The sequence below is a fragment of the Halorubrum salsamenti genome, assembly GCF_007671685.1.
GTDB classification, from domain to species: domain Archaea; phylum Halobacteriota; class Halobacteria; order Halobacteriales; family Haloferacaceae; genus Halorubrum; species Halorubrum salsamenti.
Genome location: NZ_VCNL01000004.1, coordinates 258383 through 282435, shown reverse-complemented (window position 1 = coordinate 282435; position 24053 = coordinate 258383). Strand labels below are relative to the sequence as shown.

25 protein-coding genes are annotated in these 24053 nt (G+C 68.2%); 13 read left to right on the top strand and 12 right to left on the bottom strand.

The window, feature by feature from the left end; all coding sequences use genetic code 11:
• The first annotated feature begins 2 nt into the window (after positions 1-2).
• The 7 genes from FGL94_RS12695 (at position 3) to FGL94_RS18835 (ending at position 4163) form a co-directional block, all read left to right on the top strand.
• Complete coding sequence (locus FGL94_RS12695) at positions 3-578, top strand: DNA-directed RNA polymerase (RefSeq protein ID WP_008007806.1); 576 nt, start codon at positions 3-5, stop codon at positions 576-578.
• Entirely contained in the window at positions 578-775 is a 198-nt protein-coding gene (spt4, locus tag FGL94_RS12690) for a transcription elongation factor subunit Spt4 (RefSeq protein WP_004047158.1), read from the top strand. The genes FGL94_RS12695 and spt4 overlap by 1 nt, the downstream gene beginning before the upstream one ends.
• Positions 776-823: 48 nt before the next feature.
• On the top strand, positions 824-1402 hold the full coding sequence (locus tag FGL94_RS12685; RefSeq protein WP_144925812.1) for a GTP-dependent dephospho-CoA kinase family protein: 579 nt from the start codon (positions 824-826) through the stop codon (positions 1400-1402).
• Between the two features lie 95 nt (positions 1403-1497).
• Positions 1498-1806 carry a 30S ribosomal protein S24e gene (locus FGL94_RS12680; RefSeq protein WP_144925809.1) on the top strand — a complete coding sequence of 103 codons (309 nt, stop codon included), beginning with the start codon at positions 1498-1500 and terminating at the stop codon, positions 1804-1806.
• A 10-nt stretch (positions 1807-1816) separates the two neighbouring features.
• Positions 1817-3544, top strand: a complete 1728-nt coding sequence (locus FGL94_RS12675; protein WP_144925807.1) for a bifunctional N(6)-L-threonylcarbamoyladenine synthase/serine/threonine protein kinase — start codon at positions 1817-1819, stop codon at positions 3542-3544.
• Positions 3545-3635: 91 nt separating this feature from the next.
• Entirely contained in the window at positions 3636-3929 is a 294-nt protein-coding gene (locus FGL94_RS12670) for a DUF5808 domain-containing protein (RefSeq protein ID WP_144925804.1), read from the top strand.
• 99 nt (positions 3930-4028) lie between these two features.
• On the top strand, positions 4029-4163 hold the full coding sequence (locus tag FGL94_RS18835) for a hypothetical protein (protein WP_006114415.1): 135 nt from the start codon (positions 4029-4031) through the stop codon (positions 4161-4163).
• Here the strand turns inward: FGL94_RS18835 and FGL94_RS12665 are convergent.
• From FGL94_RS12665 to pyrH, 4 genes are all read right to left on the bottom strand, one after another.
• Positions 4160-5152, bottom strand: coding sequence for a sensor histidine kinase (locus tag FGL94_RS12665; RefSeq protein ID WP_144925801.1), 993 nt, complete (start codon positions 5150-5152; stop codon positions 4160-4162). The two genes, FGL94_RS18835 and FGL94_RS12665, sit on opposite strands and share 4 nt — an antisense overlap.
• Positions 5153-5229: 77 nt before the next feature.
• Complete coding sequence (locus FGL94_RS12660; RefSeq protein WP_144925798.1) at positions 5230-5553, bottom strand: DUF7573 domain-containing protein; 324 nt, start codon at positions 5551-5553, stop codon at positions 5230-5232.
• Complete coding sequence (gene lysS, locus FGL94_RS12655) at positions 5554-7263, bottom strand: lysine--tRNA ligase (protein WP_144925795.1); 1710 nt, start codon at positions 7261-7263, stop codon at positions 5554-5556.
• Positions 7260-7985, bottom strand: a complete 726-nt coding sequence (pyrH, locus tag FGL94_RS12650; RefSeq protein WP_144925792.1) for a UMP kinase — start codon at positions 7983-7985, stop codon at positions 7260-7262. The genes lysS and pyrH overlap by 4 nt, the downstream gene beginning before the upstream one ends.
• Before the next feature lie 133 nt (positions 7986-8118).
• Here pyrH and FGL94_RS12645 point away from each other — a divergent pair, with 133 nt between their 5' ends.
• The 3 genes from FGL94_RS12645 to FGL94_RS12635 all read left to right on the top strand — a co-directional run bounded on the left by FGL94_RS12645 (position 8119) and on the right by FGL94_RS12635 (position 11043).
• Positions 8119-8991, top strand: coding sequence for a molybdopterin synthase (locus FGL94_RS12645; RefSeq protein ID WP_144925789.1), 873 nt, complete (start codon positions 8119-8121; stop codon positions 8989-8991).
• A 336-nt stretch (positions 8992-9327) separates the two neighbouring features.
• On the top strand, positions 9328-9582 hold the full coding sequence (locus tag FGL94_RS12640; protein WP_144925786.1) for a DUF7123 family protein: 255 nt from the start codon (positions 9328-9330) through the stop codon (positions 9580-9582).
• Positions 9583-9891: 309 nt separating this feature from the next.
• Entirely contained in the window at positions 9892-11043 is a 1152-nt protein-coding gene (locus tag FGL94_RS12635) for a site-2 protease family protein (protein WP_144925783.1), read from the top strand.
• 31 nt (positions 11044-11074) lie between these two features.
• Here the strand turns inward: FGL94_RS12635 and FGL94_RS12630 are convergent, their stop codons facing one another.
• The 4 genes from FGL94_RS12630 to FGL94_RS12615 all read right to left on the bottom strand — a co-directional run bounded on the left by FGL94_RS12630 (position 11075) and on the right by FGL94_RS12615 (position 15015).
• Positions 11075-12748 carry an ABC1 kinase family protein gene (locus FGL94_RS12630; RefSeq protein ID WP_144925781.1) on the bottom strand — a complete coding sequence of 558 codons (1674 nt, stop codon included), beginning with the start codon at positions 12746-12748 and terminating at the stop codon, positions 11075-11077.
• Positions 12749-12751: 3 nt separating this feature from the next.
• Positions 12752-13132 (bottom strand): Hsp20/alpha crystallin family protein, encoded by a 381-nt coding sequence (locus FGL94_RS12625; protein ID WP_144925778.1) that lies wholly within the window; start codon positions 13130-13132, stop codon positions 12752-12754.
• A gap of 66 nt (positions 13133-13198) precedes the next feature.
• Complete coding sequence (locus FGL94_RS12620) at positions 13199-13924, bottom strand: DUF2391 domain-containing protein (RefSeq protein WP_144925776.1); 726 nt, start codon at positions 13922-13924, stop codon at positions 13199-13201.
• A gap of 290 nt (positions 13925-14214) precedes the next feature.
• The gene (locus FGL94_RS12615; protein WP_144925773.1) at positions 14215-15015 is read right to left on the bottom strand and encodes an alpha/beta fold hydrolase; all 801 of its coding nucleotides are present in this window, start codon (positions 15013-15015) and stop codon (positions 14215-14217) included.
• A gap of 148 nt (positions 15016-15163) precedes the next feature.
• Here FGL94_RS12615 and FGL94_RS12610 point away from each other — a divergent pair, with 148 nt between their 5' ends.
• Together FGL94_RS12610 and FGL94_RS12605 are read left to right on the top strand one after the other, a co-directional pair.
• Positions 15164-15415 carry a DUF7127 family protein gene (locus FGL94_RS12610; protein ID WP_144925770.1) on the top strand — a complete coding sequence of 84 codons (252 nt, stop codon included), beginning with the start codon at positions 15164-15166 and terminating at the stop codon, positions 15413-15415.
• Positions 15412-17679 carry a CDC48 family AAA ATPase gene (locus tag FGL94_RS12605; protein ID WP_144925754.1) on the top strand — a complete coding sequence of 756 codons (2268 nt, stop codon included), beginning with the start codon at positions 15412-15414 and terminating at the stop codon, positions 17677-17679. Before FGL94_RS12610 ends, FGL94_RS12605 begins: the two co-directional genes overlap by 4 nt.
• Positions 17680-17737: 58 nt before the next feature.
• Here FGL94_RS12605 and FGL94_RS12600 read toward each other — a convergent pair whose 3' ends face one another.
• Positions 17738-17977: a hypothetical protein gene (locus tag FGL94_RS12600; protein ID WP_144925751.1), complete on the bottom strand. Its 240-nt coding sequence runs from the start codon at positions 17975-17977 to the stop codon at positions 17738-17740.
• Between the two features lie 425 nt (positions 17978-18402).
• Between FGL94_RS12600 and FGL94_RS12595 the strand changes: the two genes are divergently transcribed.
• On the top strand, positions 18403-21561 hold the full coding sequence (locus FGL94_RS12595; protein WP_144925748.1) for an adenosylcobalamin-dependent ribonucleoside-diphosphate reductase: 3159 nt from the start codon (positions 18403-18405) through the stop codon (positions 21559-21561).
• A gap of 593 nt (positions 21562-22154) precedes the next feature.
• On the opposite strand, the gene FGL94_RS12590 is transcribed toward FGL94_RS12595, so the two are convergent.
• From FGL94_RS12590 to FGL94_RS12585, 3 genes are all read right to left on the bottom strand, one after another.
• The gene (locus FGL94_RS12590; protein WP_144925745.1) at positions 22155-22610 is read right to left on the bottom strand and encodes a hypothetical protein; all 456 of its coding nucleotides are present in this window, start codon (positions 22608-22610) and stop codon (positions 22155-22157) included.
• A 150-nt stretch (positions 22611-22760) separates the two neighbouring features.
• Positions 22761-22916, bottom strand: a complete 156-nt coding sequence (locus FGL94_RS18365) for a hypothetical protein (protein ID WP_186313407.1) — start codon at positions 22914-22916, stop codon at positions 22761-22763.
• Positions 22917-23014: 98 nt separating this feature from the next.
• Positions 23015-23989, bottom strand: coding sequence for an aldo/keto reductase (locus FGL94_RS12585; RefSeq protein ID WP_144925742.1), 975 nt, complete (start codon positions 23987-23989; stop codon positions 23015-23017).
• Positions 23990-24053: the final 64 nt, after the last annotated feature.

The window sequence follows — 24053 nt, the reverse complement described above, 5'->3', positions numbered from 1 at the left end:
ATATGTACAAACGAGTTCGACTCAAGGATACGGTCGAGGTACCGCCGAAACACCTGGCGGACGTCACCGACGAGCGGGTGAAAGCCCTGCTGCAGGACAAACTGGAAGGACGAATGGACGAGGACGTGGGGAGCGTCGTGAGCGTCATCGAGGTCCACGACATCGGCGACGGGGCGGTGTTACACAACCGACCCGGCGTCTACTACGAGGCCGAGTTCGACGCGCTGACGTACGACCCCGACATGCAGGAAGTCGCCGACGGAACGGTCGTCGAGACGGTCGAGTTCGGCGCCTTCGTCGGTATCGGCCCGGTCGACGGCCTGCTGCACGTCTCGCAGATCACCGACGAGTACCTCACGTTCGACGGAGCGAACCAGCAGCTCGCCTCCTCGGACTCCGACAAGACCCTCGGCGTCGACGACGCCGTCCGGGTGCGCGTGGTGACCAAGAGCATCGACGAGCGCAACCCCCGCGACTCGAAGATCGGGCTCACCGCGAAACAGCCCGGCCTCGGGAAGCACGAGTGGCTGGAGGGTCAGCGCCAACACCGCGAACAGACCGGTGAGGAGGCCGACTGATGGCCGAGGACCGCCTGGCGTGCCGTGAGTGCCACCACGTCAACGACCCCGACTCCCAGACCTGCGAGCACTGCGGGTCGTCGTCGCTCACCGAGGACTGGGCGGGCTACGTCATCATCACCCAGCCCGAGGAGAGCCAGATCGCGGAGGAGATGAACGTCACGAAGCCCGGCTCGTACGCGCTGAAGGTCCGGTAGGGCGGCGGTTCGCGGCAACGGTTTACGGTTTCAACCACTACCTCACCCATGCTTACACTCCCCGACTCCCTGCGCGACGCCTTTAAGGAGCCGCTCGGTCCGGTGACGTCGGACGCCGACGAACTGCTCGCGGGCGCGGCGGAGACCCGCGGCGAGCGGGCCGCGCCCGACGCCCCCCTCATCGCGGTCGGCGACGTGGTCACGTACCACCTGCGGGAGGCGGGCCGCGTCCCCGACGTCGCGCTGATCGACGGGAAGACCGAGCGCGAGGCGGTCGACGCGGCGATCGAGTCCGCGCTCGCGGCCGCGGACGACCGCCGGATCTCGGTGGAGAACCCCGCCGCGTCGCTGTCGGCGGAGCTGCTCGAGGCGCTCGCCGAGGCGCTCTCCGACGTCGAACCGGTCATTATCGAGGTGGCCGGCGAGGAGGATCTGGCCGCTCTGCCGGCGATCCTCGCCGCGCCAGACGGCGCGAGCGTCGTCTACGGCCAGCCGGGTGAGGGGATGGTCCGCGTCGCGGTCACCCCCGAGTCCCGTACGGAGGCGCGAGAGCTGTTCGAGGCGCTCGACGGCGACGTCGAGGCGGCCTACAAGGCGCTCGGTCGTGTCCCCGACGAAGACCAGTGAGACCCGGACGGAGGCGACCGAAATCCGGATCTCGACGGCACCCCCGCTTCGAAATCCTTTTACAGCTTTCGAGGGGATATACGCCTAACTGAACCATGGACGTCGATATCATCTCCGAGGAGGAGAACCCGATGTTGCACCGCACGGACATCCGTTTCGAGACGACTCACGAGGAGGCGACGCCCTCTCGTCTGTCGGTTCGCGACTCGCTCGCGGCCAAGCTCGATAAGGCCTCCGAGGAGGTCGTCGTCCACGAGCTGGACACGAAGTTCGGCATGCGCAAGACGGTCGGCTACGCGAAGGTGTACGACAGCGCAGAGGACGCACTCGACGTCGAGCAGGAGTACATGCTCGAACGCAACAAGATCGGCGGCGAGGGCGAGGCGGACGCCGAGGAAGCCTAACGCTCGCTGAATGCGCGTTCTCGGCATCGAGGGAACCGCGTGGTGCGCGAGCGCCGCCCTGTACGACGCCGAGACGGACTCCGTTCTCATCGAATCGAACCCGTACGAGCCGGACAGCGGCGGCATTCACCCGCGCGAGGCCGCCGAACACATGTCCGAGGCGATCCCCGAGGTCGTCGACGCGGTGCTGACCGCGGCCGAGGCCGAACACGGTCCCGACGCGATCGACGCGGTCGCGTTCTCGAAGGGTCCGGGACTCGGACCCTGTCTCCGCACCGTCGGCACCGCCGCCCGGGCGCTCGCGGGGGCGCTTGACGTGCCGCTCGTCGGCGTCAACCACATGGTCGCCCATCTGGAGATCGGCCGCCATCGCTCTGGCTTCGAGAACCCGGTGTGTCTGAACGCCTCCGGCGCGAACGCCCACCTGCTCGGCTACCACGACGGGCGCTACCGCGTGCTCGGGGAGACGATGGACGCCGGCGTCGGCAACGCGATCGACAAGTTCACGCGCCACGTCGGCTGGGACCATCCCGGCGGGCCGAAGGTCGAGGCGGCGGCGCGGCGGTACGTCGAGGAGAGCGACGGCTCGGAGGACCTCCTCGATCTCCCGTACGTCGTCAAGGGGATGGACTTCTCCTTCTCCGGGATCAGCTCCGCCGCCAACGACGCGTACGACGACGGGGTCCCCGTCGAGGAGATCTGCTTTTCGCTGCAGGAGCACGTGTTCGCGATGCTCACCGAGGTCTCGGAGCGCGCCCTCTCGCTGACGGGCGCCGACGAGCTCGTGTTGGGCGGGGGGGTCGCGCAGAACGATCGGCTCCGCGAGATGCTGGCGTCGATGTGTGCGGCCCGCGACGCGAAGTTCCACGCCCCGGAGCCGCGATTTCTCCGCGACAACGCCGGGATGATCGCCGTGTTGGGAGCGAAGATGGCGGAGGCCGGCGACACGATCCCCATTCCCCGATCCGCGATCGACCCGAACTTCCGCCCGGATCAGGTGCCCGTGACGTGGCGGAGCGGCGAGTCGGTCGCTGTCGGACGCGCTCCCGGAGGGGAGGGCGTCGAGACGGACGCCGATCGGCGGGGCGCCGAGGCGACGGTAGCGATCGTCTCGGAAGACGGCACTGGTGGAGGTCCCGCCGACCGCCGCGTGATCAAACGCCGCGTCCCGAAGGCGTACCGCCATCCCACGCTCGACCGAACGCTCAGGCGCGACCGAACCGTCGCGGAGGCCCGGCTGACGAGCGAGGCACGCCGGGCGGGCGTGCCGACGCCGCTGGTGTACGACGCCGACGTGCCGAACGCGACGCTGACCCTCCAACACGTCGGTGACCGCGACCTCGCCGCCGCCCTCGACGGGGGGAGGGAGCGCGCGGCGTCGATCGGTCGCCACCTCGCTCGGCTCCACGACGCGGGGATCGTTCACGGGGACCCGACCACGCGGAACGCGCGGGTAGGAGCGGAAGCGGCCGGTGAGGGCTCGGCGGCGGCGAGCGAAACGAGGCGCGCGACGAACACCGCCGACCGAGCCGCGCTCATCGACTTCGGGCTCGCCTACCACACCGGCCACGTCGAGGACCACGCGATGGACCTCCACGTGTTCGAGGGGTCCGTCCGCGCGACCGCGACCGACCCGGACCCGCTTATCGAGGCGTTCGAGGCCGGGTACGCGGCCGTGGGCGACGACGACGTTCTCGAACGGCTTCGCGACGTGGAGGGACGCGGACGGTACCGGTGAGCGGTCGGGAGTCGACCGGTGAGTCGTCGGCGGACGACGAACGACGCGGAGTTGCGCCACGCTTTATATGCCCGGCGAGTGATGTACCGGTATGGCAGACAAACCGTCCTCGGGAGAGATACTCGGGATCCCGTACAACTTCGAGCGGCCGAGCCTCGGCCGGCTGCTCTCGTCGTACTGGCAGCCCGACGAGGGAATGCTCGTCGAGAAGCCGTTCGGCATCGGCTACACGCTGAACCTCGCGAACTGGCGGTCGTGGATCGTCCTCGCCGTCGCCGGCGGGCTCTACTACCAGCAGACGCAGTCGGCCGGGGCCGCCGGAGCGTCCGACGACGACGCGGACGCGAGCGACGAGCCGGTCGAAGTGATCGTCGACGACGACTGACCGTCGTAGACGCCGAGCGTTTCCGACCGTCTCGCCTCGATTTTCAGACGCGATTTTGGGACGGATTCTTTTAAATACCGGAACGACGTACTGGAACTGATGAAAGTCCAGTTCGAGTGCTCGTGTTCGGAAGAGATCTCCGAGTTCACTCGCGGGGAGACGAGCCGCGGGGTCCACGTCGAATGCGGCAACTGCGGCGCGGTGTACGCGGTGACGATCACGGAACTCGACTAGCTTCGCGCCCCCGGGTCGGCCTTCCTTTCCGCGCCCAAACCGCTCGTTTTGATCCCGCTCGCCGTTCCGCTGTCCGTTCCTTCCGTCGGCGCCGCCGGACCGTCGACCGACTCGAACCGGAGTCTGACCGTCGTCCCGTCGTCGCTCGTCTCGAACCCGACGGTTCCGCCCTGCGTCTCGCACATCCACTTGACGAGCCACAGCCCGATGCTGCTCGCGTGCGACAGCGGCGTCTCCTCCTCGGCGCGCAACACGGCTCGCTCGTCGTCGGGGAGCCCGGGGCCGTTGTCGCGGACCTCCAAGCAGGCCGTCGACCCGTTCTCGGTGACGCGGGCGTCGACCCGGCGCACCGACTCGTCGTTGTGCGTGACGGCGTTCTCGAACACCTCTCGGATCGGGTACTCGATCGACTCGTCCGCGCGGACCCACGCCTCGGCGGGCGCGTCGACGGTGAGCGCGACGTCCGCGCGATCGACGTTCGTGGCCGCCTCACGGACCACGTCGACGAGGTCGACCCGCCCGTCCGGGGGGGCTGGCGACGTGTCCTCGATGACGCGCAGCTTCTCGCTGATCTCGATCACGTCGTCGGTCGTCTCTCGGATCGTCTCCAGGCACTCCCGGCTCCGCTCGTCGTCGACCCGGTCGACGAGCAGGTCCGTGTACCCCTGAATGACGTTGAGGTCGTTCCGGACGTTGTGACGGAACACCCGGCTCAACACCTGCAACTGCTGGTTCGACGTTTCGAGCTCGCTCCGAGCGGCGACCGCCCGACGCTTCTGATACGTCGTCGCGCCGTAGAGGACCACCGACGAGACGGCGACCAGTGTCCACCCGCGGACGACGTGAACGGGGGTCCACCTCGGGAGCGACCCGACCGCGGACGCCACCGCGAGGTCGGCCGCGACGACGAACAGCGTCCCCAGACAGAAGTACGCGGCGGCGAGCTCCCGCGGGGGTCGGCCCAAGACGAGGTCGGATTCCAATCTCATTTATCTCCAACTACACATCAGGTGCTCGTTATCGTAACTAACGACTGACCCCGTTTCGTATTAAGTTTTGATTCAAATCACCACGACTTGCAGTCGGGGCAAACGCGGTCCCCACCGTCGAGCCAGCGCCGCTCGACGCGGTCGCCGCACCGCTCGCAGTCGGCGCCGCCGGCGGTCCACGTCGCCGTCGCGGTCGCGGGATCGGGATCGGTGACGACGTCGTCGCCGTCCGGTTCCGCGGACGACGAGTCCGCGTCAGCGGCACCGGCTGGGTCGGTTTCGGTGGGTTCGGTGTCGTCGGGGCCGGTTTCGGTGGGTTCGGTGTCGGTGGACCCGGCGTCGTCGGTTCCGCTGTTCCCCTCCGCCCCCCCGAACTCGTCGAGCGAGCGGTCCTCGGGCATCTACGCCTCCCGGCGGAGCCGCGCCACGACGTAGTCGCGCTCCAGTTCGCCGAGGAACTCCCCGAGCCGGGGTCCCTGCGTGTCGTCGAAGAAGAGCCGGTAGCCGGCGGCGAAGAAGTCGCTCACCTCCACGTCGTGGGAACGGGCCGTCTCGTACATTTCCGACTGGATCGCGTCGCCGTCGTGGCCGGCCGCGACGAAGTCGGCGAGGTCGTCGAGCGCGGCCGCGACGGCGTCGTCGAAGTCCACGTCTGGCAGGTCCGTCTGGAGCCGGTAGTCGTACTCGTTTCCGGTGCGCTCCGCCCAGTTCCGCGCCTTCTCGACGCGGGCGAGCGCGGCCTCGACCGTCTCGTCGGAGGCGTCGTCGGGGATGTGTCCCTCGTCGCGGGCGAGTCGCTCCCGGAACGCGGGGTCGTCGACCATGCCGAGCACGGCCGCGAAGGTGTACGGGAGCCGCACGGGCTTCTCGGCGGGCGGGTCGTCCGCGCGCCCGACGACGAACGGGTAGGCGCGCTCGGCGAAGGCGGTCAGGTCCTCGTCGTCGACCTCGCCGAAGTACGCGCGCTCGAACCGGTCGAAGCGGTCGACGAGCTGGTCGAGTCGTTCGACGTCGAGGTCGCGCGCCTTCTTCGGATGGAGCGCGAAGAAGTACCGGAGCACCGCGGGTTCGAGCAGTTCGAGCAGCTCGGGGACGGTGACGATGTTGCCGGCCGACGAGGAGAGCGGCTCGCCGTTGAGCGTGAACCACTCGTACACCATCGGCACCGGCGGCTCGCTATCGAGGACGTTCCGCGCCACGTCGACGCCCGAGGGCCACGACCCCTCCGCGTGGTCCTTCCCGAACGGCTCGAAGTCGACGCCGAGCACGTCCCACTGGCCGGGCCACTCCAGCCGCCACGGGAGCTTCCCCTCGCGGAACGTCGCGGTCCCCTCGTGGCCGCACCCGTCGATCACCTCGTCGCCGACTTCCATGTCCGTGCAGACGTACTCGACGGTCTCGGCGTCGAGGTCGACGCTCGTGACCGTCTCCGTGATCTTCCCGCACTCGGCGCACACCGGATTGAAGGGCACGTACTCGCCGTCGACCTTGTCCTGATACTTCGAGAGCACCTCGCGGACGCCGTCGAGGTCGGAGAGGACGGTTCGAGTCACGTCGTCGAAGGCGCCGTCGGCGTACAGCTCCGTGTTCGAGACCATCTCGACCGGAATCGACAGCCGGTCGGCGTCGGCCTTCAGCAGGGCGGCGAAGTGCGCGGCGTACGAGTCGCGCTCGCCGAACGGGTCCGGGATCGCGGTGTACGGCTTCCCGAGGTTCCGGCCGAGCGCGCCCGCGTCCACCTCTCCGAGCCCGACGATCTCGCCGTCGGCGTTGGCCAGCTTCCGCGGTAGCTTTCGGAGCGGGTCCTTGTCGTCGGAGGTGAACACCTGGCGGACCTCGTGGCCCCGCTCGCGCAGCACCGCCGCGACGAAGTACCCGCGGATGATCTCGTTGAAGTTGCCGAGGTGCGCGACCCCCGAGGGCGAGACGCCGCCCTTGATCACGATCGGCTCGTCGGGGTCGCGCGCCTCGATCTCGTCGGCGACCACGTCGGCCCAGAAGGCGCGGAACCCCTCACCGTCGTCCTCGTCGCCCTCGTCGGCGGCGCCCGCCGCGCCGCCGGCCTCTCGCGCCTGCTCGGAGAGGATGTGGGGGGAGTCGTCGGCGCTCACGCGTCGCTCGCCCCCGTCCAGTAGGTCGGCTCGTCGCTTCCGGTCGGGACCACGTCGGTACCGGTGTGTTCGCCGCGGAGCACCGCGTCGACGACCGCGCTCGGGTCGGTGCCGTCGAGGACGATGGACCGGATTCCCCCGCGGTCGATCAGCTTGGCCGCGAGCAGGTCGACGGGGGCGGACGCCCCCGCGTTCCGGCTCATCGGGAGGACGACGTCGACGAGTTCCGCCGGCGACATCGATCCGAACTGGGTCGCGTCGTCGTCGACGTTGGGATCGGCGTCGTACACGCCGTCGGCGCTCGTCGCGTACACGAGCAGGTCGGCGTCGACCGACTCCGCGAAGGCGGCGGCGACCGCGTCGGTGGTCTGCCCGGGAGTCAGGCCGCCCATCACCGCCACCTCCCCGCGGCGGAGAGCGGCGGCCGCCTCGTCGTACCCCGTCGCCGGCGAGAGGTTCGCGCCGCCGTCGAGCGCGGCGATGAGCAGGCGGGCGTTGAGCCGGGTCGTCCCGATGCCGAGCTGATCGAGCTCGACCTCGTTCGCGCCCAGATTGCGCGCCGTCTCGATGTATTCGCGCGCGACGCCGCCCCCGCCGACGACGACGCCGACCTCGCAGCCGTCGGTCGCCAGCCGCTCGATCGCCTCGGCGTACGCGGTCACCCGGTCGGGATCGAGATCGGGCGCGAGTACGCTCCCGCCGATAGAAACGACGACTCTCATTACGGTCGAATACCCCTGTCGCGGTCTTAAGGATTATCAAGCGGGACAGGCGGCGAGGAGGGATAGCGGCGCGAGCGCGGTCCGCCCTGACACGCCGGGAAACGCCTAAGCCGCTCGCAGCCCGTCTTCGGGTATGCAACCGATATCGATCGTCGGCCCTGGAGCGGCCGACCTCGCGGGGTCGCTCGTGGACCGGCTCGACGGGCAGGTGGCCGTCGTCGACTGCGCGGGTGAGAGTGAGCGCGTCCGCCGATCCGCCGATTCCGAGGTGACCGATGGAGGTGTCGCGGTGAGACGAGACGACCCCGACGGCGACGGTGGAACGGCGGCGACCGCGGACACGACGCTCTCGCTCCACGCCGACGGCTCGTGGACGGGTCGCGGCCGCGTCGACGGGCTCGACGACCTCCTCGACGGGCTCGCGCCCGATCACGACTACCTCGTCGCCGTCGGCGAGTCCCGCCTGCGCGTCCCGACGGTCCTGCTCGGTGCGGACGCGGAGCCGGCGGACGTCCCCGGTTCGGTCGTCGCCGTCGCCGACGGTCTCGACGAGGTCGACCTCGACCGGCTCGTCGCGGATCTGACCGACGCGGAGCCGTGGATCACCCGGGAGACGCTCGTGCGCCGCGTGGAGGCGTCCGCGGACGCGGACCGCTCCGGCGCCATCGCGACGTTCACCGGGCGCGTTCGAGCGCGTGACGCCCCGGACGACAACCGGACGACCCACCTCGCGTTCGAGAAGTACGAGGGAGTCGCCGCCGAGCGGATGGATGCCATCGAGGCCGAGCTGGCCGAGCGAGACGGGGTGTTCGAGGTCCGGATGTACCACCGGACGGGCGTGATCGAGGCGGGCGAGGACATCGTGTTCGTCGTCGTCCTCGCGGGCCATCGTCGGGAGGCGTTCCGGACGGTCGAGGACGGGATCGACCGGCTGAAAGACGAGGTTCCGATATTCAAAAAGGAGACCACTGAGACCGAGGAGTTCTGGGTCCACCAGCGGGAGTAGTCGCGGTGAGGGCGCGGTGCCGGCGGCACCGCCGCCGCTCGGAACGGGGCACCGACCGCGCGCGGACGAGGGTTCTGAGCGTCTCGATGAAGAGATTCTGGCTGGTACACGGCGGACCATCGCGTCGAACGAGCCGGTGTCGGTCGAGCACGACCGATCCAAAACGAAGCATTTCGGAACGTTATAAAACGTCTAAGCGAATTTAAAACGCTTGTGAACGGTTCGTCTGACACCTTTTACCCTCGCCCCGTTTCCTGAAACGCCATGAAAGCTGCTGAACACCCCTCAACGGTCTTGCCTTTATAACACCCTCCGGAGACAAGCGAGGAGTGTACCATGAGCGCAACTGCGAACCCCTCCACGACCGCAACCAACGACCTCAGCAAGGAAGAGCGGCTGAAGCGGTACCTGCTCAACCGCGCGGAGGACGGTGAGATGTACTTCAAAGGGAAGTTCATCTCCGAGGACGTCGACCTCTCGCCGAAGGAGATCGGCGCCCTGATGGTGAAGCTCCGCGACTCCGCCACGGAGCTCACCGTCGAGAAGTGGTCGTACACGGGCGCGACGACCTGGCGCGTCGAGCCCGCCTGACCGGCGGAAGCGCCGCATGTCGAACAGCGCGTTCGCGCGCGTCCCCGCACTCACACACTGACAATCGCACCGCCGATCTGACGGCCACAATCGCACCGCCGATCTGACGGCCGGCCCATCGACCGTCGTTCCCGATTTCTCTCCTCCCCGGCCTCCTCCCCGCTGGTGACCGGTCTCTCCGTCCTCACTTCTCCGCCGACGGAGGGGTCTCCGCCGATCGGCACGCGGTTCGGCCTCCCTCCCGAAGCGCCCCCGTCGAGCGAAGCGCTCGACGCGGGGTTTATACTCGCCGACCAGTTACCACCGACGATGCCAGAACACGAGGACGGGGAGCCGTCGGGAACGTCCGACGTTCCGCGTCCGGAGCCGCTCCGAACGTTCTTCCGGGTCGACGAGGTCCGCCGGGAGGACGGCCACGTTCGGTACGTCGGAGAGTCATACATTCCGGAGCGCACGCTGTTGCGGAAGCTGGTCCCGGGGTTCCGCGACGCCGGGTACGATGTCGACGTAGAGGCGGTCGAGAACGGCCACGTCGTCGTCGCGACGCCCTTCGACCACGGTCGCGACGGGATCCCGTGGGTCAACGTCGCCATGTTCGCCGCGACGGTGCTGTCCACGCTGTTCGTCGGCGCGTACGGCTGGTACTACATCGGGTGGGAGGAGATCGCCGCGAACCCGCTGGTCATGCTGCGAGCGTGGCCGTTCACGGCCGCGGTGCTCGGCGTCCTGATGACCCACGAGCTGGGCCACTACGTCGCCGGCCGGTACCACGGCGTGGACGTCTCGTTGCCGTACGTCATCCCCTTTATGTTCCCCTTCGGGACCCTCGGAGCGATCATCCGGATGCGGGGGCGAATGCCCTCTCGAAAAGCCCTGTTCGACATCGGGGTCGCCGGCCCGATAGCCGGGCTGGTCGCGACCGTCCTCGTCACCGCGATCGGACTCTCGCTGGATCCGATCCGGGTCCCGGCCGAGATCGCGAACTCGTCGGGGACGATGATCCGGTTCAACAACCCGCCGCTTTTGGGGATTATCGCCGATCTCACCGGTCAGCCGACGGCGTACGAGGACCCGACTCTCTCCGCGCATCCGGTGGTGATCGGCGGCTGGGTCGGGATGTTCTTCACCCTGCTCAACCTCCTGCCGGTCGGTCAGCTCGACGGGGGCCACATGGTCCGGGCGATGGTGGGTCCGCGACAGGAGACGGTCGCGGCGCTCGTCCCGGGCGCCCTCTTCTCGATCGCCGCGTACCTCTACTTCTGGCGCGGCTTCGGGCTCGATCAGTCGGTAGGGCTGTGGGCGTTCTGGGGCGTGTTCTCACTCGTGATCGCGTTCAACGGTCCCGCGAACCCCGCGGACGAGGAGGGGGTGGGATGGCCCCGGCTCGCGGTTGGAATCGTGACCTTCGCGGTCGGCGCGCTCTGTTTCCTCCTCGTTCCGATCGAAGTCGTTTCGGCGTGAGGTCGGCGGGGCGGTCCCGGCGCCAGCGGATCTAGTCCTCGCGCCGCTTCTTCATCCCCTGTCTGGTGAACTGGGGGGTGGTCCGGAGCCCGCGTTTCTTCCGGAAAGAGCGGTAGAGCGCGATCGCGAGCGGGACCGCGAGCAGGAGAACGACGCCCGCGAGCCGCCACGCGTCGGCGAACGAGTAGAGGATAGTCGCGGAGAGCACGCCGACGGCGAGCAGCACCGAGTAGGCGATCCGCATCGCGAGCTTGTCGAGGACGTTCGAACCGTCGTCGATCGTGACGTCGACGTGGAGGTCGCCGCGGTTCGCCCGGTCGAGGAAGTCGTCGGCCTTCGGGGGGACCGTGAACAGCGCCTCCGCCGTCTTCTGGGCCTGCTGTCCGGCGTCCTCGGCGAGGTTGCGGGCGGTCTGCTCGTAGTACCCCTCCTCCTTGAGGTACTCCGTCGCGGTCGAGATGAAGTCGAATTCGGGGTCGAGGGTGACGCAGACCCCCTCGACGACGGTGGCGACGCGCAACACGAGCGCGAGGTTCGGCGGGAGCCGAAGCGGGAACTCGTAGATGGTCGACTCCACCTGCTCGATGATCTGGTTCACTTGGTACTGCTCGATGTCCTCGCCGCTGGCGTCAGCGATGGCCAACTCCATCACGTTCCCCATCACCTCGCGGTCGGCCTCCGGCGAGAGGGTACCCATCGCGATCAGCGTGTCGAGGATGCCGTCGATGTCCTGCCGGGCGACCGCGACGTAGAAGTCGACGATCTTCTCCTGGATGAACGGGTCCACCCGCCCCGCCATCCCGAAGTCGTAGAAGATCACGGCCCCGCCGTCGTCGACCGCGAGGTTCCCGGGGTGGGGGTCGGCGTGGAACACGCCGTCCTCGATGATCATCTGGAGGTACACCTCTTGGAGCGTCTCGGCGATGGCGTTCCGGTCGTGCCCCGCCTCGTCGAGGGCGTCGATGTCGCTGATCTTGGTTCCGGGAATGTACTCCATCGTGAGCACGCGCGGCCCGGAGACCGCCTCGAAGGCGGTCGGGATCCGGATCCGGTCCTCGTCCCCGAAGTTGTCGCGGATCTCCTCGAGCATCGCCCGCTCGCGCTCGTAGTCCATCTCCTCGCGGATCGTCTTCGCGAACTCGTCGGCGAGGTTCTCCAGGGAGAACGCCCGCCCGCTGCCGATGAACCGCTTGACCAGCGGGATCGACCACCGGATCGTCCGGAGGTCGGCCTCGACGAGCGACTCGATCCCCGGACGGCGGACCTTCACCGCCACGTCGGTCCCCTCGTACCGGGCGGTGTACACCTGCCCGAGGCTCGCGCCGCTTATCGGCTCTCGGTCGAAGTCGTCGAACGTCTCGTCGACGGGGCCGAGCTCGTCTTCGAGGACGGTCCTTGACTCCTCCCACGGGGCCGGCGGCACGTCGTCCTGGAGCCCCTCCAACACCTCGATGTACGCCGGCGGGAGGATGTCGGGCCGCGTCGAGAGGATCTGGCCGAGCTTGATGAACGTGGGGCCGAGCGTGAGCAGGATGTCGAGGAGGACGGCGGCGCGCTCGCGCTGGGTATCGGCGTCGACCTCGCGGCCCCCGCCGAACAGGAAGTACCGTTTCCGGTCCCGCCAGTAGGCGACGATCAGCGGCGAGAACTGCCGCATGACCACGAAGAACCGCCAGTAGGAGCGGAGGTTTACCAGCGTGACCACCCGTCAGGCGCCGTCGATTTTGGTGTCGTCGGCCTCGTCGACCGGGATGGTCCGGGAGGCGCCGCCGGTCCGCTTGGGAATCGTCACTTCGAGGACCCCGCGGTCCATCTCGGCGTCGGCGCCGCTACCGTCGGCGTCGCCGGGGAGGGGGAGTTCCGCGTCGAGGAACAGCGGCCGGTCTTCGCGCACGTAGCGGAACCCCTCGGGGACCTCCTTCTCGCGGCGCCCCTCGATGGCGATCCGGCCGTCCTCCGCGAGGACCTCGGTGGTCTCTGCGGTGGCGCCCGGGAGGTCGACGACGAGCACGTACCCCTCGTCGGATTCGAGCAGGTCCGCAAACACCGCGTCCGGGAGGTCCCGGAGCGCGTCGCGTAACGCTGACATGCACACGGGTACGGTCGCCGCGGCGAAAAAGGTGTGGAAAGGGGGGACGGTTCCGCTCGGGCCGGATTAGTCGTCGAAGTCGAGGTCGATCTCGCTGATGTCCTCGCCCTGCGACTCGCCCGGGAGGATGTCGCCGAGCCCGGCGCCGAACGCGGCGGCGGCCCAGACGACCGCCACGCGCGAGACCCGTTCGAGCGCGGTGGGGTCCCCCGCGTGGAGCCGCCCCCAGAGAGACAGCATGAACACGGACGTGAACAGGGAGACGAGCAGGATCCCGGCGTAGCGCCGCGGGACGACGCCGAGTATCGGATGGCTGATCTCGATCTGTCGGAAGTCGGCGAAGTACAGCAGCCCGGCGGTCATGACCAGTACGAGTCCGACGTGTGCGAGCAGAAAGACGGGGACGCCGCCCGGCGTCACCGCGGCGAACCACGCCGCGATCTCGAAGACTCCCCCCTCGACGAGCAGGGGGAGCGCGAAGAGGACCGACCCCACGAACGCCTCGGCCATGTCCCGCGAGGTGTACTTCGTGATCCGGGTCCTGAACGCCGAGCTACCCGGCATCCGCTCGACGAGCGAGATGGTCTGGCGCACCTTCTCGCGCTCGTGGCCCTCGTCGACCGTGTCGCTCAGGGCGTCGAGCTTCGCGAGTAGATCGTTGATGTCCGGGTCCGCGGGGCCGTGGGGCGAGGCATTGACGTCGTGCGAAGCACCGGAAACGCGGTCGCCCTCGCGGGAGCCGGGGCCCTCGTGGGACCCGGAGCGATCGGGGTCGCCATCGGAGCCGTCCATTGGGCTCCGATCGAGAGCGTTGTTTAAAAAGGATGCCGACGGCCGGCGAAGCAGTCCGGCGAACGTTTTAAATAGCGTCGTATGGTAACGTATAACACGAGGTGAGTACCGAAGAGATCGAAGACCGGAACCGACAGCAATCGACGACCGGGAGGGACCGAATCGGGTTCTGTCCAGACGGCTTCCAGTCACGGGCCGCGTCTCCGCCTGGAGACGCGTCTCGAACGACCGCTTCGCTCGCCGTATCCTTTTAAAACACCGAGCCGCCGACGAGCGTTAACTCGGAGTCGCTACGCCGGTCCCTCCGAGATACGCGAACAGAACGCCGTGAGCGCCGCGTTGAACGCCGCCGGCCGTTCGAGCATCGCGAGGTGCGCGGCGCCCTCGATCACCGCGCGCTCGCAGTCGTCGATCCGGTCCGCGAGGTAGTCGTGGTAGGCGACGGGCGTGAGCGCGTCGTGCTCGCCGACGACCGCGAGCGACGGGACCGAGACCTCGTCGAGCCGGTCGCGGACGTCGAAGGCGTGGCAGGTGCGGAAGTCGCGCTCGGTGACGGCCCGCCCGCACTCTCGCATCTCGGCGCGCGACAGTTCGGCGTACTCCGGCGGCGCGTCGTGGAACAGCCGACCGGGCTCGTGGAGCAGTTCGATCGCCCGGTCGAAGTCGGTCGCGAGCGCGTCTCGGAGGGGTTCGGCGACGGCGAGCTTCGCACCCGTCCCGGCGAGCACGAGGCCGTCGAGTGGGAGGTCGCGCTCCAAGGCGACCCACAGCGCGACGGCCCCGCCCAGTGAGTTGCCACAGAGGACGGTCGCCCCCGTCGCCTCCGCGACGGCGACCGCGTCGTCCGCGTACGCGTCGAGCGCCTCGGGGCCGGCGGGCGGGGCGATATCGCCGCCGTCGATGTCGTCGCTGTCGCCGTGGCCCGACAGATCGAGCGCGGCGACCGGAAACCGGTCGCTCACGCGCGCCTGCGCCTTCCAAACGTCCTTGCTCCCGCCGCTCCCGTGGACGAAACAGACCGTCGGCCCGTCGCCGCCGCGGTCGGAGACCCGGTAGGCGGTGTCGCGGCCGTGGTGCGTGACCCGCTCCATGGGCGTTCTCCCGCGCGCCGCTTCATAAAGGTCGCCGCCGCGCCCCGATCGCCCCCGAACCGCAACACTACCGATACGCCGTTACTATCTCACGTCATGCGGTTTTAGAGAAAGATTTATATACTCTCGCACCTAACTTGTAGTTAGCATGAATCACCAACAGACCCGATCGACCGGCGACGGCGCGTTGCTCCGCCGGTACGAGTACGAGGACGGGTGGATCGTCGCCGCCGATCTGGGCGCCGACGCGGAGAACGTCTCCGTCGACACCGTCGGCGAGACCGCGATCGTCGTGATCGAGGGCGACGGCGAGCCCGTCGAGTCGGAGTTCGAGCTCCCGAGCGAGGCCGACTCGGTCGCCGTCGAGAACGGCGTGGTCACCGTGGAGGGCCAGCGATGAAGCTCACCGTCAGGCCGCTGAAACAGAAGGACGCCGGGCGTCGCCTCGCGGCGATCGACCGCGTCGCCGCCGAGGAGCTCGGGCTCTCCGGCGGGGACATCGTCCGCGTCGAGGGGGCTGACGGGGCCGCGATCGCCCGCGTCTGGCCGGGCTACCCGGAGGACGACGGGACCGGCGTCGTGCGTATCGACGGTCGCCTCCGTCAGGAGGCCAACGTCGGGATCGACGACCGCGTGACCGTCGAAGACGTCGACGTCTCGCGGGCGGAGTCGGTGACGATCGCGTTCCCGAGCCAGCTCCGCGTCCGCGGGCAGATCGCCCCGTTCATCCGCGACAAGCTCTCCGGCCAGCCGGTGACCGAGGGGCAGACGATCCGCACGTCGATGGGCTTCGGCCTGATGGGCGGCCAGTCGCAGGCGGTGCCGATGAAGGTCGCCTCGACGACCCCCTCGGGGACCGTCGTCATCACCGACGACACCGAGATCGAGATCTCGGAGGTCCCCGCCGAGGAGCTGACCGAGCGGAGCGGTGACGGCGACGGGGCCAGCGAGGGCCCCGACGTGACCTACGAGGACATCGGCGGGCTCGACAGCGAGCTCGAACAGGTCCGGGAGATGATCGAGCTACCGATGCGGCACCCGGAGCTGTTCAAGCGGCTCGGCATCGACCCGCCGAAGGGCGTGCTCCTGCACGGCCCGCCGGGCACGGGCAAGACCCTGATCGCCAAGGCCGTCGCCAACGAGATCGACGCGAACTTCCACACGATCTCCGGCCCGGAGATCATGTCGAAGTACTACGGCGAGTCGGAGGAGAAGCTCCGTGAAGTGTTCGAGGAGGCGTCCGAGGAGTCGCCCGCGATCATCTTCATGGACGAGCTCGACTCCATCGCGGCGAAACGCGAGGAGGCCGGCGGGGACGTGGAGCGCCGCGTCGTGGCCCAGCTGCTCTCGCTGATGGACGGGCTCGAGGAGCGCGGCGAGGTCGTCGTCATCGGGGCGACGAACCGCGTCGACGCCATCGACCCCGCGCTCCGGCGCGGCGGTCGGTTCGACCGCGAGATCGAGGTCGGCGTCCCCGACCGCGACGGCCGAAAGGAGATCCTACAGGTCCACACGCGGAACATGCCGCTGGTCGACGAGATCGACCTGGACGAGTACGCCGAGAACACCCACGGCTTCGTCGGCGCGGACCTGGAGTCGCTGGCGAAGGAGTCCGCGATGCACGCGCTGCGGCGCATCCGTCCCGAGATCGACCTCGAGAGCGACGAGATCGACGCCGACGTGCTGAACTCCATCCAGGTCACGGAGTCCGACTTCAAGGAGGCGATGAAGGGGATCGAACCCTCCGCGCTCCGCGAGGTGTTCGTCGAGGTCCCCGACGTGAGCTGGGACCAGGTCGGCGGCTTGGAGGAGACCAAAGAGCGGCTCCGCGAGACGATCCAGTGGCCACTCGAGTACCCCGAGGTGTTCGAGGAGCTCGACATGCAGGCCGCCAAGGGCGTCCTGATGTACGGCCCGCCCGGCACGGGGAAGACCCTGCTCGCGAAGGCGGTCGCCAACGAGAGCGAGTCGAACTTCATCTCGATCAAGGGTCCCGAGCTGCTGAACAAGTACGTGGGCGAGTCCGAGAAGGGCGTCCGCGAGGTGTTCAGCAAGGCCCGCGAGAACGCGCCGACGATCGTGTTCTTCGACGAGATCGACTCGATCGCGACCGAGCGCGGCAAGAACTCGGGCGACTCCGGCGTCGGCGAACGCGTCGTCTCCCAGCTGCTGACGGAGCTCGACGGGCTCGAGTCGCTGGAGGACGTGGTCGTCATCGCGACGACGAACCGCCCGGACCTGATCGACTCGGCGCTGCTCCGGCCCGGCCGGCTGGACCGCCACGTGCACGTCCCCGTGCCCGACGAGGACGCGCGCCGGAAGATACTGGAGGTCCACACCCGGAACAAGCCGCTGGCCGACGACGTCGACCTCGACGCGATCGCCCGGAAGACGGAGGGATACGTCGGGGCCGACATCGAGGCGGTGGCCCGCGAGGCGTCGATGAACGCCTCCCGGGAGTTCATCGGCAGCGTCTCGCGCGAGGAAGTGGGCGAGTCCGTGGGCAACGTCCGCGTGACGATGCAGCACTTCGAGGACGCCTTGGACGAGGTGAACCCGAGCGTCACTCCCGAGACGCGCGAGCGCTACGAGGAGATCGAAAAGCAGTTCCGGCGGTCGGAGGTCGAGTCCGCGGAGACCGAGCCCGGAACGGCGTTCCAGTAGTCGGTCCGGACCCGGTCGGATCGGCCCGCGGCTGCGGTTTTTTCAGACGCCGCCCGATTTACACGACGCCGAGCAGCGACAGCAGGTAGAGCACGGCGACGACGAAGATTCCGATCGTGACGAGCCGCCACGCGAGCTTCAACACGAACTTCCCGAGGACGATCACGACCGCGATCGCGACGAGCGCGACGAGGAGCTGTCCGGTCTGGCTGGCGAGGATGCCGGCCTGAAGCGGTACCGAGGCCGCGAGCGCGGCGAGCGAAGCGGTCATGTCCGGGTCCACGGCGAGGCCCGGCATAAGCTTGTGGGGAAAGTGCGACCCACGGGGTGTCGATTTTGACAGGTCTTCGGAAAGAACTACGGCCGACGACGACGAACGATCACCGTCGTGACGCCCGTGAGCGCGGTGTCGTACCGCATGTCCCGGCGAATCGGCGTCGAACAATCCCCCTTCTGTTCCGGTGGGGAGACGCCTCATTGATGCGGTTTTCTCGGTCGTCGATCAGTTTCACTCCGGTCTGGCTACGCTTATGTGTCCCGAGTCCGTTCATTGCCGACGTACCGAAATTCAGCGTCAGACGCGCGGAACGGACGTTGCATAACGAATCGCACATATGACACCTGCCGGGTCCGAACATCCGAACGTACAAGGGCCCGCCTCGCCAGTACACCAACACTACAGATGATTCATATCCCACGCCAACCGAGCGGGGTGGCCGTCGAATGAGCAGCGACGGCGTCGCCGCCGACGAACTCGAACTGCCGATCAAACGAACCACGGGCGACACGATGGAGGAGCGGCTCACGGCCAACGCGTACCACAACATCCTGCCCGCGCGTTACCTCCGGAAGAACGCGGACGGGGAAGCGATCGAGGACCCCGAGGAGCTGTTCGACCGCGTCGCGCGCAACGTCGCGCTCGCGGAGGCGGTCTTCGAAGCCGAGAATCAGGACGTCGAGGTCACGGTCACGCCCGACCAGCTCAAGCCCGATCACCCGCGGCGCGACGAGCTCGCCGAGGAGGTCTTCGGCGCGGGTACGACGGCCGACGCCGACGCGGAGACGACGCTCACCGCGCACAACGTCAACAAGTTCGCGTACGACACCGTCGTCCCCGAACTGCCCGAGGGCGTGCGCGAGCACGTCGAGGCGACCGCGGACCGGTTCCGCGACGGGATGGAGCAGCTCTCCTTCATGCCGAACTCGCCGACGCTGATGAACGCGGGCGACGAGCTCCAGCAGCTCTCCGCCTGCTTCGTCGACTCCCCCGGCGACGACATCACCGACATCCACCAGACCGCCAAGGAGGCGGCCGAGGTGTTCCAGTCCGGCGGCGGCATGGGATACGCGTTCTGGAAGCTCCGCCCCTACGGCGACTCCGTCGGCTCGACGGGAGGTATCGCCTCCGGGCCGATCACGTTCATGCGGACGTTCGACCAGATGTGCGAGACGATCGCGCAGGGCGGCGCGCGCCGCGGCGCCCAGATGGGCGTCATGCGCGTCTCGCACCCCGACGTCATCCAGTTCATCCACTCGAAGAACAAGGACGTCTCGCTGGCCCACTCGCTGCGCCTGAACGACCCCGACGACTTCACGCACAACTCCTTCGCGGACGCCTTAGAGGAGGCTCGCGGCCTCATCGACGAGGACGGGAAGGTCCCAGAGCACCTCCGGAACGCGGTCGAGGGTCACCTGTCGAACTTCAACATCAGCGTCGGCGTCACCGACGACTTCATGGAGGCGCTGTACAACGACGAGGAGTTCACCTTCACCAACCCGCGCACCGAGGAGCCGCACGTCGCGACCCCCGAGACGAAGGAGATCTACGACATGTTCGGCCTCGGCGAGCACGTCGAGGTCGGCGAGGTGCTCTCGATCCCGGCCCAGGAGCTGTGGGACGACATGATCGAGGGCGCCCACGAGAACGGCGAGCCGGGCGTCATCTACCTCGAACGGGTGAACAAGGAACATTCGTTCGATGTTGAAGAAAATCCAGATCACAGAATTCTTGCAACAAACCCCTGCGGAGAACAGCCGTTGGAGGAGTACGAGGCCTGTAACCTCGGCCACATCAACCTCTCGACGCTCGCGGCGCAGGACGCGCCGGACTGGCGGGTCTGGTCGGCGGAGCACGCCGACGAGTACGACTCCCAGGAGGCGGCGATCGACGCCTTCCTCGAGGAGGCGATCGACTTCGAGGAGTTCGACGAGCGGATCGACTACGGCACGCGGTTCCTCGAGAACGTCGTCACGATGTCGGACTTCCCGGTCGAGAAGATCGAGCAGAAGGTCCGCGACATGCGGAAGATCGGACTCGGGGTCATGGGGCTGGCACAGCTGTACATCCAGCTCGGGATCCAGTACGGCACCGAGCCGGGCCACGAGGTCGCCCGGCAGCTGATGACTCACATCAACCACGCGTCGAAGCAGACCTCTCACGAGCTCGCGACGGAGCGCGGCACGTTCAACGACTGGGAGGAGTCGAAGTACGCGAACCCCACCGAGTACCGCGAGTGGTTCGAGCACTACACCGGGCTCGACGCCGACGAGTGGGAGGACGGCTTCCCGATCCGCAACCACAACACGACGACGATCGCGCCCACGGGCACGACGTCGATGATCGGCAACACCACCGGCGGCTGCGAGCCCATCTACAACGTCGCCTACTACAAGAACGTCTCCGACGACGTGCAGGGCGACGAGATGCTCGTCGAGTTCGACGACTACTTCCTGCGCACCTTAGAGGAGAACGACGTCGACGTCGACGCCGTCAAGCAGGAGGCCCAAGAGCAGATGGCGACGAACGAGTTCGACGGCGTCGACGGGCTGGAGACGGTTCCGGACGCCATCGGCGAGCTGTTCGTCGTCACCGGCGACCTCTCGGGCAAGCAGCACGCGGCGGTCCAGTGCGCCTGCCAGGAGGGCGTCGACTCCGCCATCTCGAAGACGTGTAACTTCCCGAACGACGCCACCGCCGAGGAGATGGAAGAGGTGTACCGCTACATCTACGACCACGGCGGGAAGGGCGTCACCGTCTACCGCGACGGCACCCGCTCGAAGCAGGTCCTCACGACGCGCGCGAAGAACGCCGAGTTCGCCGACGAGAGCGAGGCGGCCGAGGCGATCGTCGAGCAGATCGGCGAGGTGTTCGGCGGCATCGAGGCGTTCCTTGACAACGAGGACGTGCAGGCGGCGATCGACGCGGAGATCTCGGACCTGCTCGAAGCCAGCGAGCAGCCCCGGATCGACTACAGCGAGCGCAGTCCGCGTCCCGACTCCCTGAACGGCGTCACTCAGCGGGTCGAGACGGGCTACGGCAAGCTGTACGTCACCATCAACGAGGACGAGAACGGGCTGCCGTTCGAGCTGTTCGCGAACATCGGCCACTCCGGCGGCTACACCAACTCCTTCACGGAGGCGCTCGCGAAGGTCATCTCGACGGCGCTCCGTTCGGGCGTCGACCCCGAGGAGATCGTCGACGAGCTGCAGGGCACCCGGAGCCCGAAGGTCGCGTGGGACAAAGGCGAGCAGATCCAGTCGATCCCGGACGCGATCGGCACCGCGCTTCGCCGCTACCTCGACGACGAGATCGACAAGGGGATCCCGCAACAGCAGAGCCTCGACGACGTGGAGGGCGTCACCGAGCCTCCGAGCCAGACCGACGGCGGCGCGGTCGACGCCGGAACCGCGACCGACGCTCCGGTCGACGCCCCGACCGCGGGCGGTCCCGAGGCCGTGGACGACGCGGCCGGCGAGGACGACGCGACCCAGGAGCTGATCGCGGCGGGCGAGTCGCCCGAGTGTCCCGAGTGCGGCGGGATGAATCTCTACTACTCCGAGGGCTGCAAGACGTGCGAGTCGTGCGGCTGGTCGGAGTGTTAGACGGAGTGGGCTGTCGGTAACGAGCGGTCGACGACGCGGTGTTTTTTTTCAGATCGGGACGACGCGGACGCGAGAGACGTCGGGAGTAGGTATATCGGTGCGGTTGATTGGTCGTTTATAAGTCGGGTCGCGGTGTTGCTGTCGGCTGTTTATAAGCGATCGACGGCTTTGCGGTGAGGGTCTCCAAAGCCCCAGCCGCGAGGGCTCGCGCGCCTTGTTGTGCTCCTCGCTCAGTCGCTAGCGCTCCCTCGCTGCGGTGCTTACTGCGGCGTGCTTCGCCCTCGCGACTGCCCCTTTGAGTCCTCCAGCACCGCAACCGCAGCCTCACGCCTCCCCAGCCTCGTCGGCCGGCACTTATAAGCGCCGGCCGACTCCCTCGCGCGGCGCCGTTCGCGGCCTGTCGGCCGCTCACGGGCGCGCGCCACCGCAGACCCATTTATAAGCGACCGTCGCTGTCGCTCACAGTCGTTTAAATACGTCATCACCGCCACCGATCTGCAACATCCACTCCCGTCATCGATCGACGGGCGAACGCAACGCTACCACGCGTCGAAAAGCGGAGAGAATCGCGACCGCAGAGAACCGTCGCCGAATCAGTCGTCTTCGAGCGCCTGCGCGATACGCTGGAGCTGGCGGGTGGCGTCGCGGACCTCGTCGCGGAGCTGGCGCACCTCGCGGACGAGCTCCTCGTTGCCGGCCTGATCGCCGCGCTCCTCGCCGCGACCGCCCGCACCGCCGGGTCCGCCGCCCATCCCGGGCGGGCCGCCCGCGCCGCCCGGACCGCCGCCACCCATCATGCCGGACATCATCTGCGCGAAGGGGTTGCCGCCGCCACCGCCGCCGCCGCCCATCCCGGGCGGGCCGCCGCCGCCCATCATCTCTTCGGGGTCGGGCCGGTCGCCCTCCTCGCGCTCCTGCTCGCGTCGCTCGCGGATCTCCTCGACGCGCTCGCGGAAGGATTTCTCCTCGCCGTCGTCGCCCTCGGCTCCGGCGGCGCTATCGCCCTGTTCTTCGCCGGCGTCGGCGTCGTTGGCGTCGTCGTCTGCCATGGGCCCCGGTTCGGCGCCCCGGCCGAAAAGGGTTGTCGTGCCGCCCGCGACGGTGCGTTTATAAGCGGGGCAGCGTGCCGCGGCGATCCGACGAGTCCGTGCCCCCCGGAGCGAGACCGCGTCTGCCGCGCGGTCGGGCCGAAACCGGCGTCACGCCCGAACCATGCGGTGGCAGTTCGGACACTCCACTGTCTCCGCGTCCCGGCCGGCCGCCGGTACGTGATCGCCGCAGTTCGGACACCGGGTCCGAGTGCGGGCGTACTCGGTGCTCGACGAAACGGTGGACTGCTCGCTGTCGTCGGCCATACACCAATGTCAACAAGTGTCATACAAATAGCTTATCGACATATCCCTAAAACACCATTTAGGCGGTTGAGGGGGACCGAACTCGTCGTTCGCGCGGCTCACTCGTGCCCGGAGACGCGGACCGGCTCGTACGGCTCTTCGAGCCACTCGATATCGGACTCTGAGAGGTCGATATCGAGCGCCTCGACGGCGTCTTCGAGGTGTTCGACGCTGGTCGTCCCGACGATAGGGGTGTCGACCCACTCCTTGTGGAACAGCCACGCCAACGCGATCTGGGCCATCTTCACGCCCTTCTCGTCGGCCAGTTCGGCGACGCGCTCGTTGACGGCCGGCCCGCCGCCCTCGCGGTAGGGATGCTCGTAGAGGTGGTCTTCCGTCTCGCCCCGAAGCGTGGCGTCCACGTCCTCGTGCGGCCGCGTGAGGTACCCGCGAGCGAGGGGGCTCCACGGCATCACGCCGATCCCCTCTTTCTCACAGAACGGGAGTATCTCGCGCTCCTCCTCGCGGTACGCGAGGTTGTAGTGGTTCTGCATGGTGGCGAACCGCTCGTACCCCTCGCGGTCGCTCGCGTGGAGCGCCTCGGCGAACTGGTGGGCCCACATCGAGGAGGCGCCGATGTGGCGGACCTTGCCGCGCCGGACCGCGTCGTCGAGCGCGGCCAGCGTCTCCTCGATCGGCGTGTCGTAGTCCCACCGGTGGATCTGGTAGAGATCGATCGTCTCCGTCCCGAGTCGATCGAGGCTGTTCTCCAGCTCCTGTTCGATCGCCTTCCGCGAGAGCCCGCCCGAGTGCGGGTTCGACTCGTCCATCTGGAAGTAGGCCTTCGTGGCGACGACGCTCTCCTCGCGGTGGCCCTCCAACGCCTCGCCGAGGACGCGCTCCGACTCGCCGTTCGAGTACATGTTGGCGGTGTCGAAGAAGTTCACCCCGAGTTCGAGCGCGCGCTCGACGATCGCTTTCCCTTCCTCCTCGTCGAGGACCCACTCGCGCCAGTCCGAGTCGCCGAAGCTCATGCAGCCGAGGCAGATCTTCGAGACCGTCGTTCCGGTGCTTCCGAGCGTCGTGTACTCCATACGGCGAGCAGACGGAGGAGAAGTAAAAAGCTACCCGCGCCGCGCCGATCGCGGACCGCTACGA

What these genes read in the sequence shown, in the direction of transcription:
- FGL94_RS12695 (WP_008007806.1), top strand. Translation starts at nt 3, where the DNA reads ATGTACAAACGAGTTCGACTCAAGGATACGGTCGAGGTACCGCCGAAA.
- spt4 (WP_004047158.1), top strand. Translation starts at nt 578, where the DNA reads ATGGCCGAGGACCGCCTGGCGTGCCGTGAGTGCCACCACGTCAACGAC.
- FGL94_RS12685 (WP_144925812.1), top strand. Translation starts at nt 824, where the DNA reads ATGCTTACACTCCCCGACTCCCTGCGCGACGCCTTTAAGGAGCCGCTC.
- FGL94_RS12680 (WP_144925809.1), top strand. Translation starts at nt 1,498, where the DNA reads ATGGACGTCGATATCATCTCCGAGGAGGAGAACCCGATGTTGCACCGC.
- FGL94_RS12675 (WP_144925807.1), top strand. Translation starts at nt 1,817, where the DNA reads ATGCGCGTTCTCGGCATCGAGGGAACCGCGTGGTGCGCGAGCGCCGCC.
- FGL94_RS12670 (WP_144925804.1), top strand. Translation starts at nt 3,636, where the DNA reads ATGGCAGACAAACCGTCCTCGGGAGAGATACTCGGGATCCCGTACAAC.
- FGL94_RS18835 (WP_006114415.1), top strand. Translation starts at nt 4,029, where the DNA reads ATGAAAGTCCAGTTCGAGTGCTCGTGTTCGGAAGAGATCTCCGAGTTC.
- FGL94_RS12665 (WP_144925801.1), bottom strand. Translation starts at nt 5,152, where the DNA reads ATGAGATTGGAATCCGACCTCGTCTTGGGCCGACCCCCGCGGGAGCTC.
- FGL94_RS12660 (WP_144925798.1), bottom strand. Translation starts at nt 5,553, where the DNA reads ATGCCCGAGGACCGCTCGCTCGACGAGTTCGGGGGGGCGGAGGGGAAC.
- pyrH (WP_144925792.1), bottom strand. Translation starts at nt 7,985, where the DNA reads ATGAGAGTCGTCGTTTCTATCGGCGGGAGCGTACTCGCGCCCGATCTC.
- FGL94_RS12645 (WP_144925789.1), top strand. Translation starts at nt 8,119, where the DNA reads ATGCAACCGATATCGATCGTCGGCCCTGGAGCGGCCGACCTCGCGGGG.
- FGL94_RS12640 (WP_144925786.1), top strand. Translation starts at nt 9,328, where the DNA reads ATGAGCGCAACTGCGAACCCCTCCACGACCGCAACCAACGACCTCAGC.
- FGL94_RS12635 (WP_144925783.1), top strand. Translation starts at nt 9,892, where the DNA reads ATGCCAGAACACGAGGACGGGGAGCCGTCGGGAACGTCCGACGTTCCG.
- FGL94_RS12625 (WP_144925778.1), bottom strand. Translation starts at nt 13,132, where the DNA reads ATGTCAGCGTTACGCGACGCGCTCCGGGACCTCCCGGACGCGGTGTTT.
- FGL94_RS12620 (WP_144925776.1), bottom strand. Translation starts at nt 13,924, where the DNA reads ATGGACGGCTCCGATGGCGACCCCGATCGCTCCGGGTCCCACGAGGGC.
- FGL94_RS12615 (WP_144925773.1), bottom strand. Translation starts at nt 15,015, where the DNA reads ATGGAGCGGGTCACGCACCACGGCCGCGACACCGCCTACCGGGTCTCC.
- FGL94_RS12610 (WP_144925770.1), top strand. Translation starts at nt 15,164, where the DNA reads ATGAATCACCAACAGACCCGATCGACCGGCGACGGCGCGTTGCTCCGC.
- FGL94_RS12605 (WP_144925754.1), top strand. Translation starts at nt 15,412, where the DNA reads ATGAAGCTCACCGTCAGGCCGCTGAAACAGAAGGACGCCGGGCGTCGC.
- FGL94_RS12600 (WP_144925751.1), bottom strand. Translation starts at nt 17,977, where the DNA reads ATGCCGGGCCTCGCCGTGGACCCGGACATGACCGCTTCGCTCGCCGCG.
- FGL94_RS12595 (WP_144925748.1), top strand. Translation starts at nt 18,403, where the DNA reads ATGAGCAGCGACGGCGTCGCCGCCGACGAACTCGAACTGCCGATCAAA.
- FGL94_RS12590 (WP_144925745.1), bottom strand. Translation starts at nt 22,610, where the DNA reads ATGGCAGACGACGACGCCAACGACGCCGACGCCGGCGAAGAACAGGGC.
- FGL94_RS18365 (WP_186313407.1), bottom strand. Translation starts at nt 22,916, where the DNA reads ATGGCCGACGACAGCGAGCAGTCCACCGTTTCGTCGAGCACCGAGTAC.
- FGL94_RS12585 (WP_144925742.1), bottom strand. Translation starts at nt 23,989, where the DNA reads ATGGAGTACACGACGCTCGGAAGCACCGGAACGACGGTCTCGAAGATC.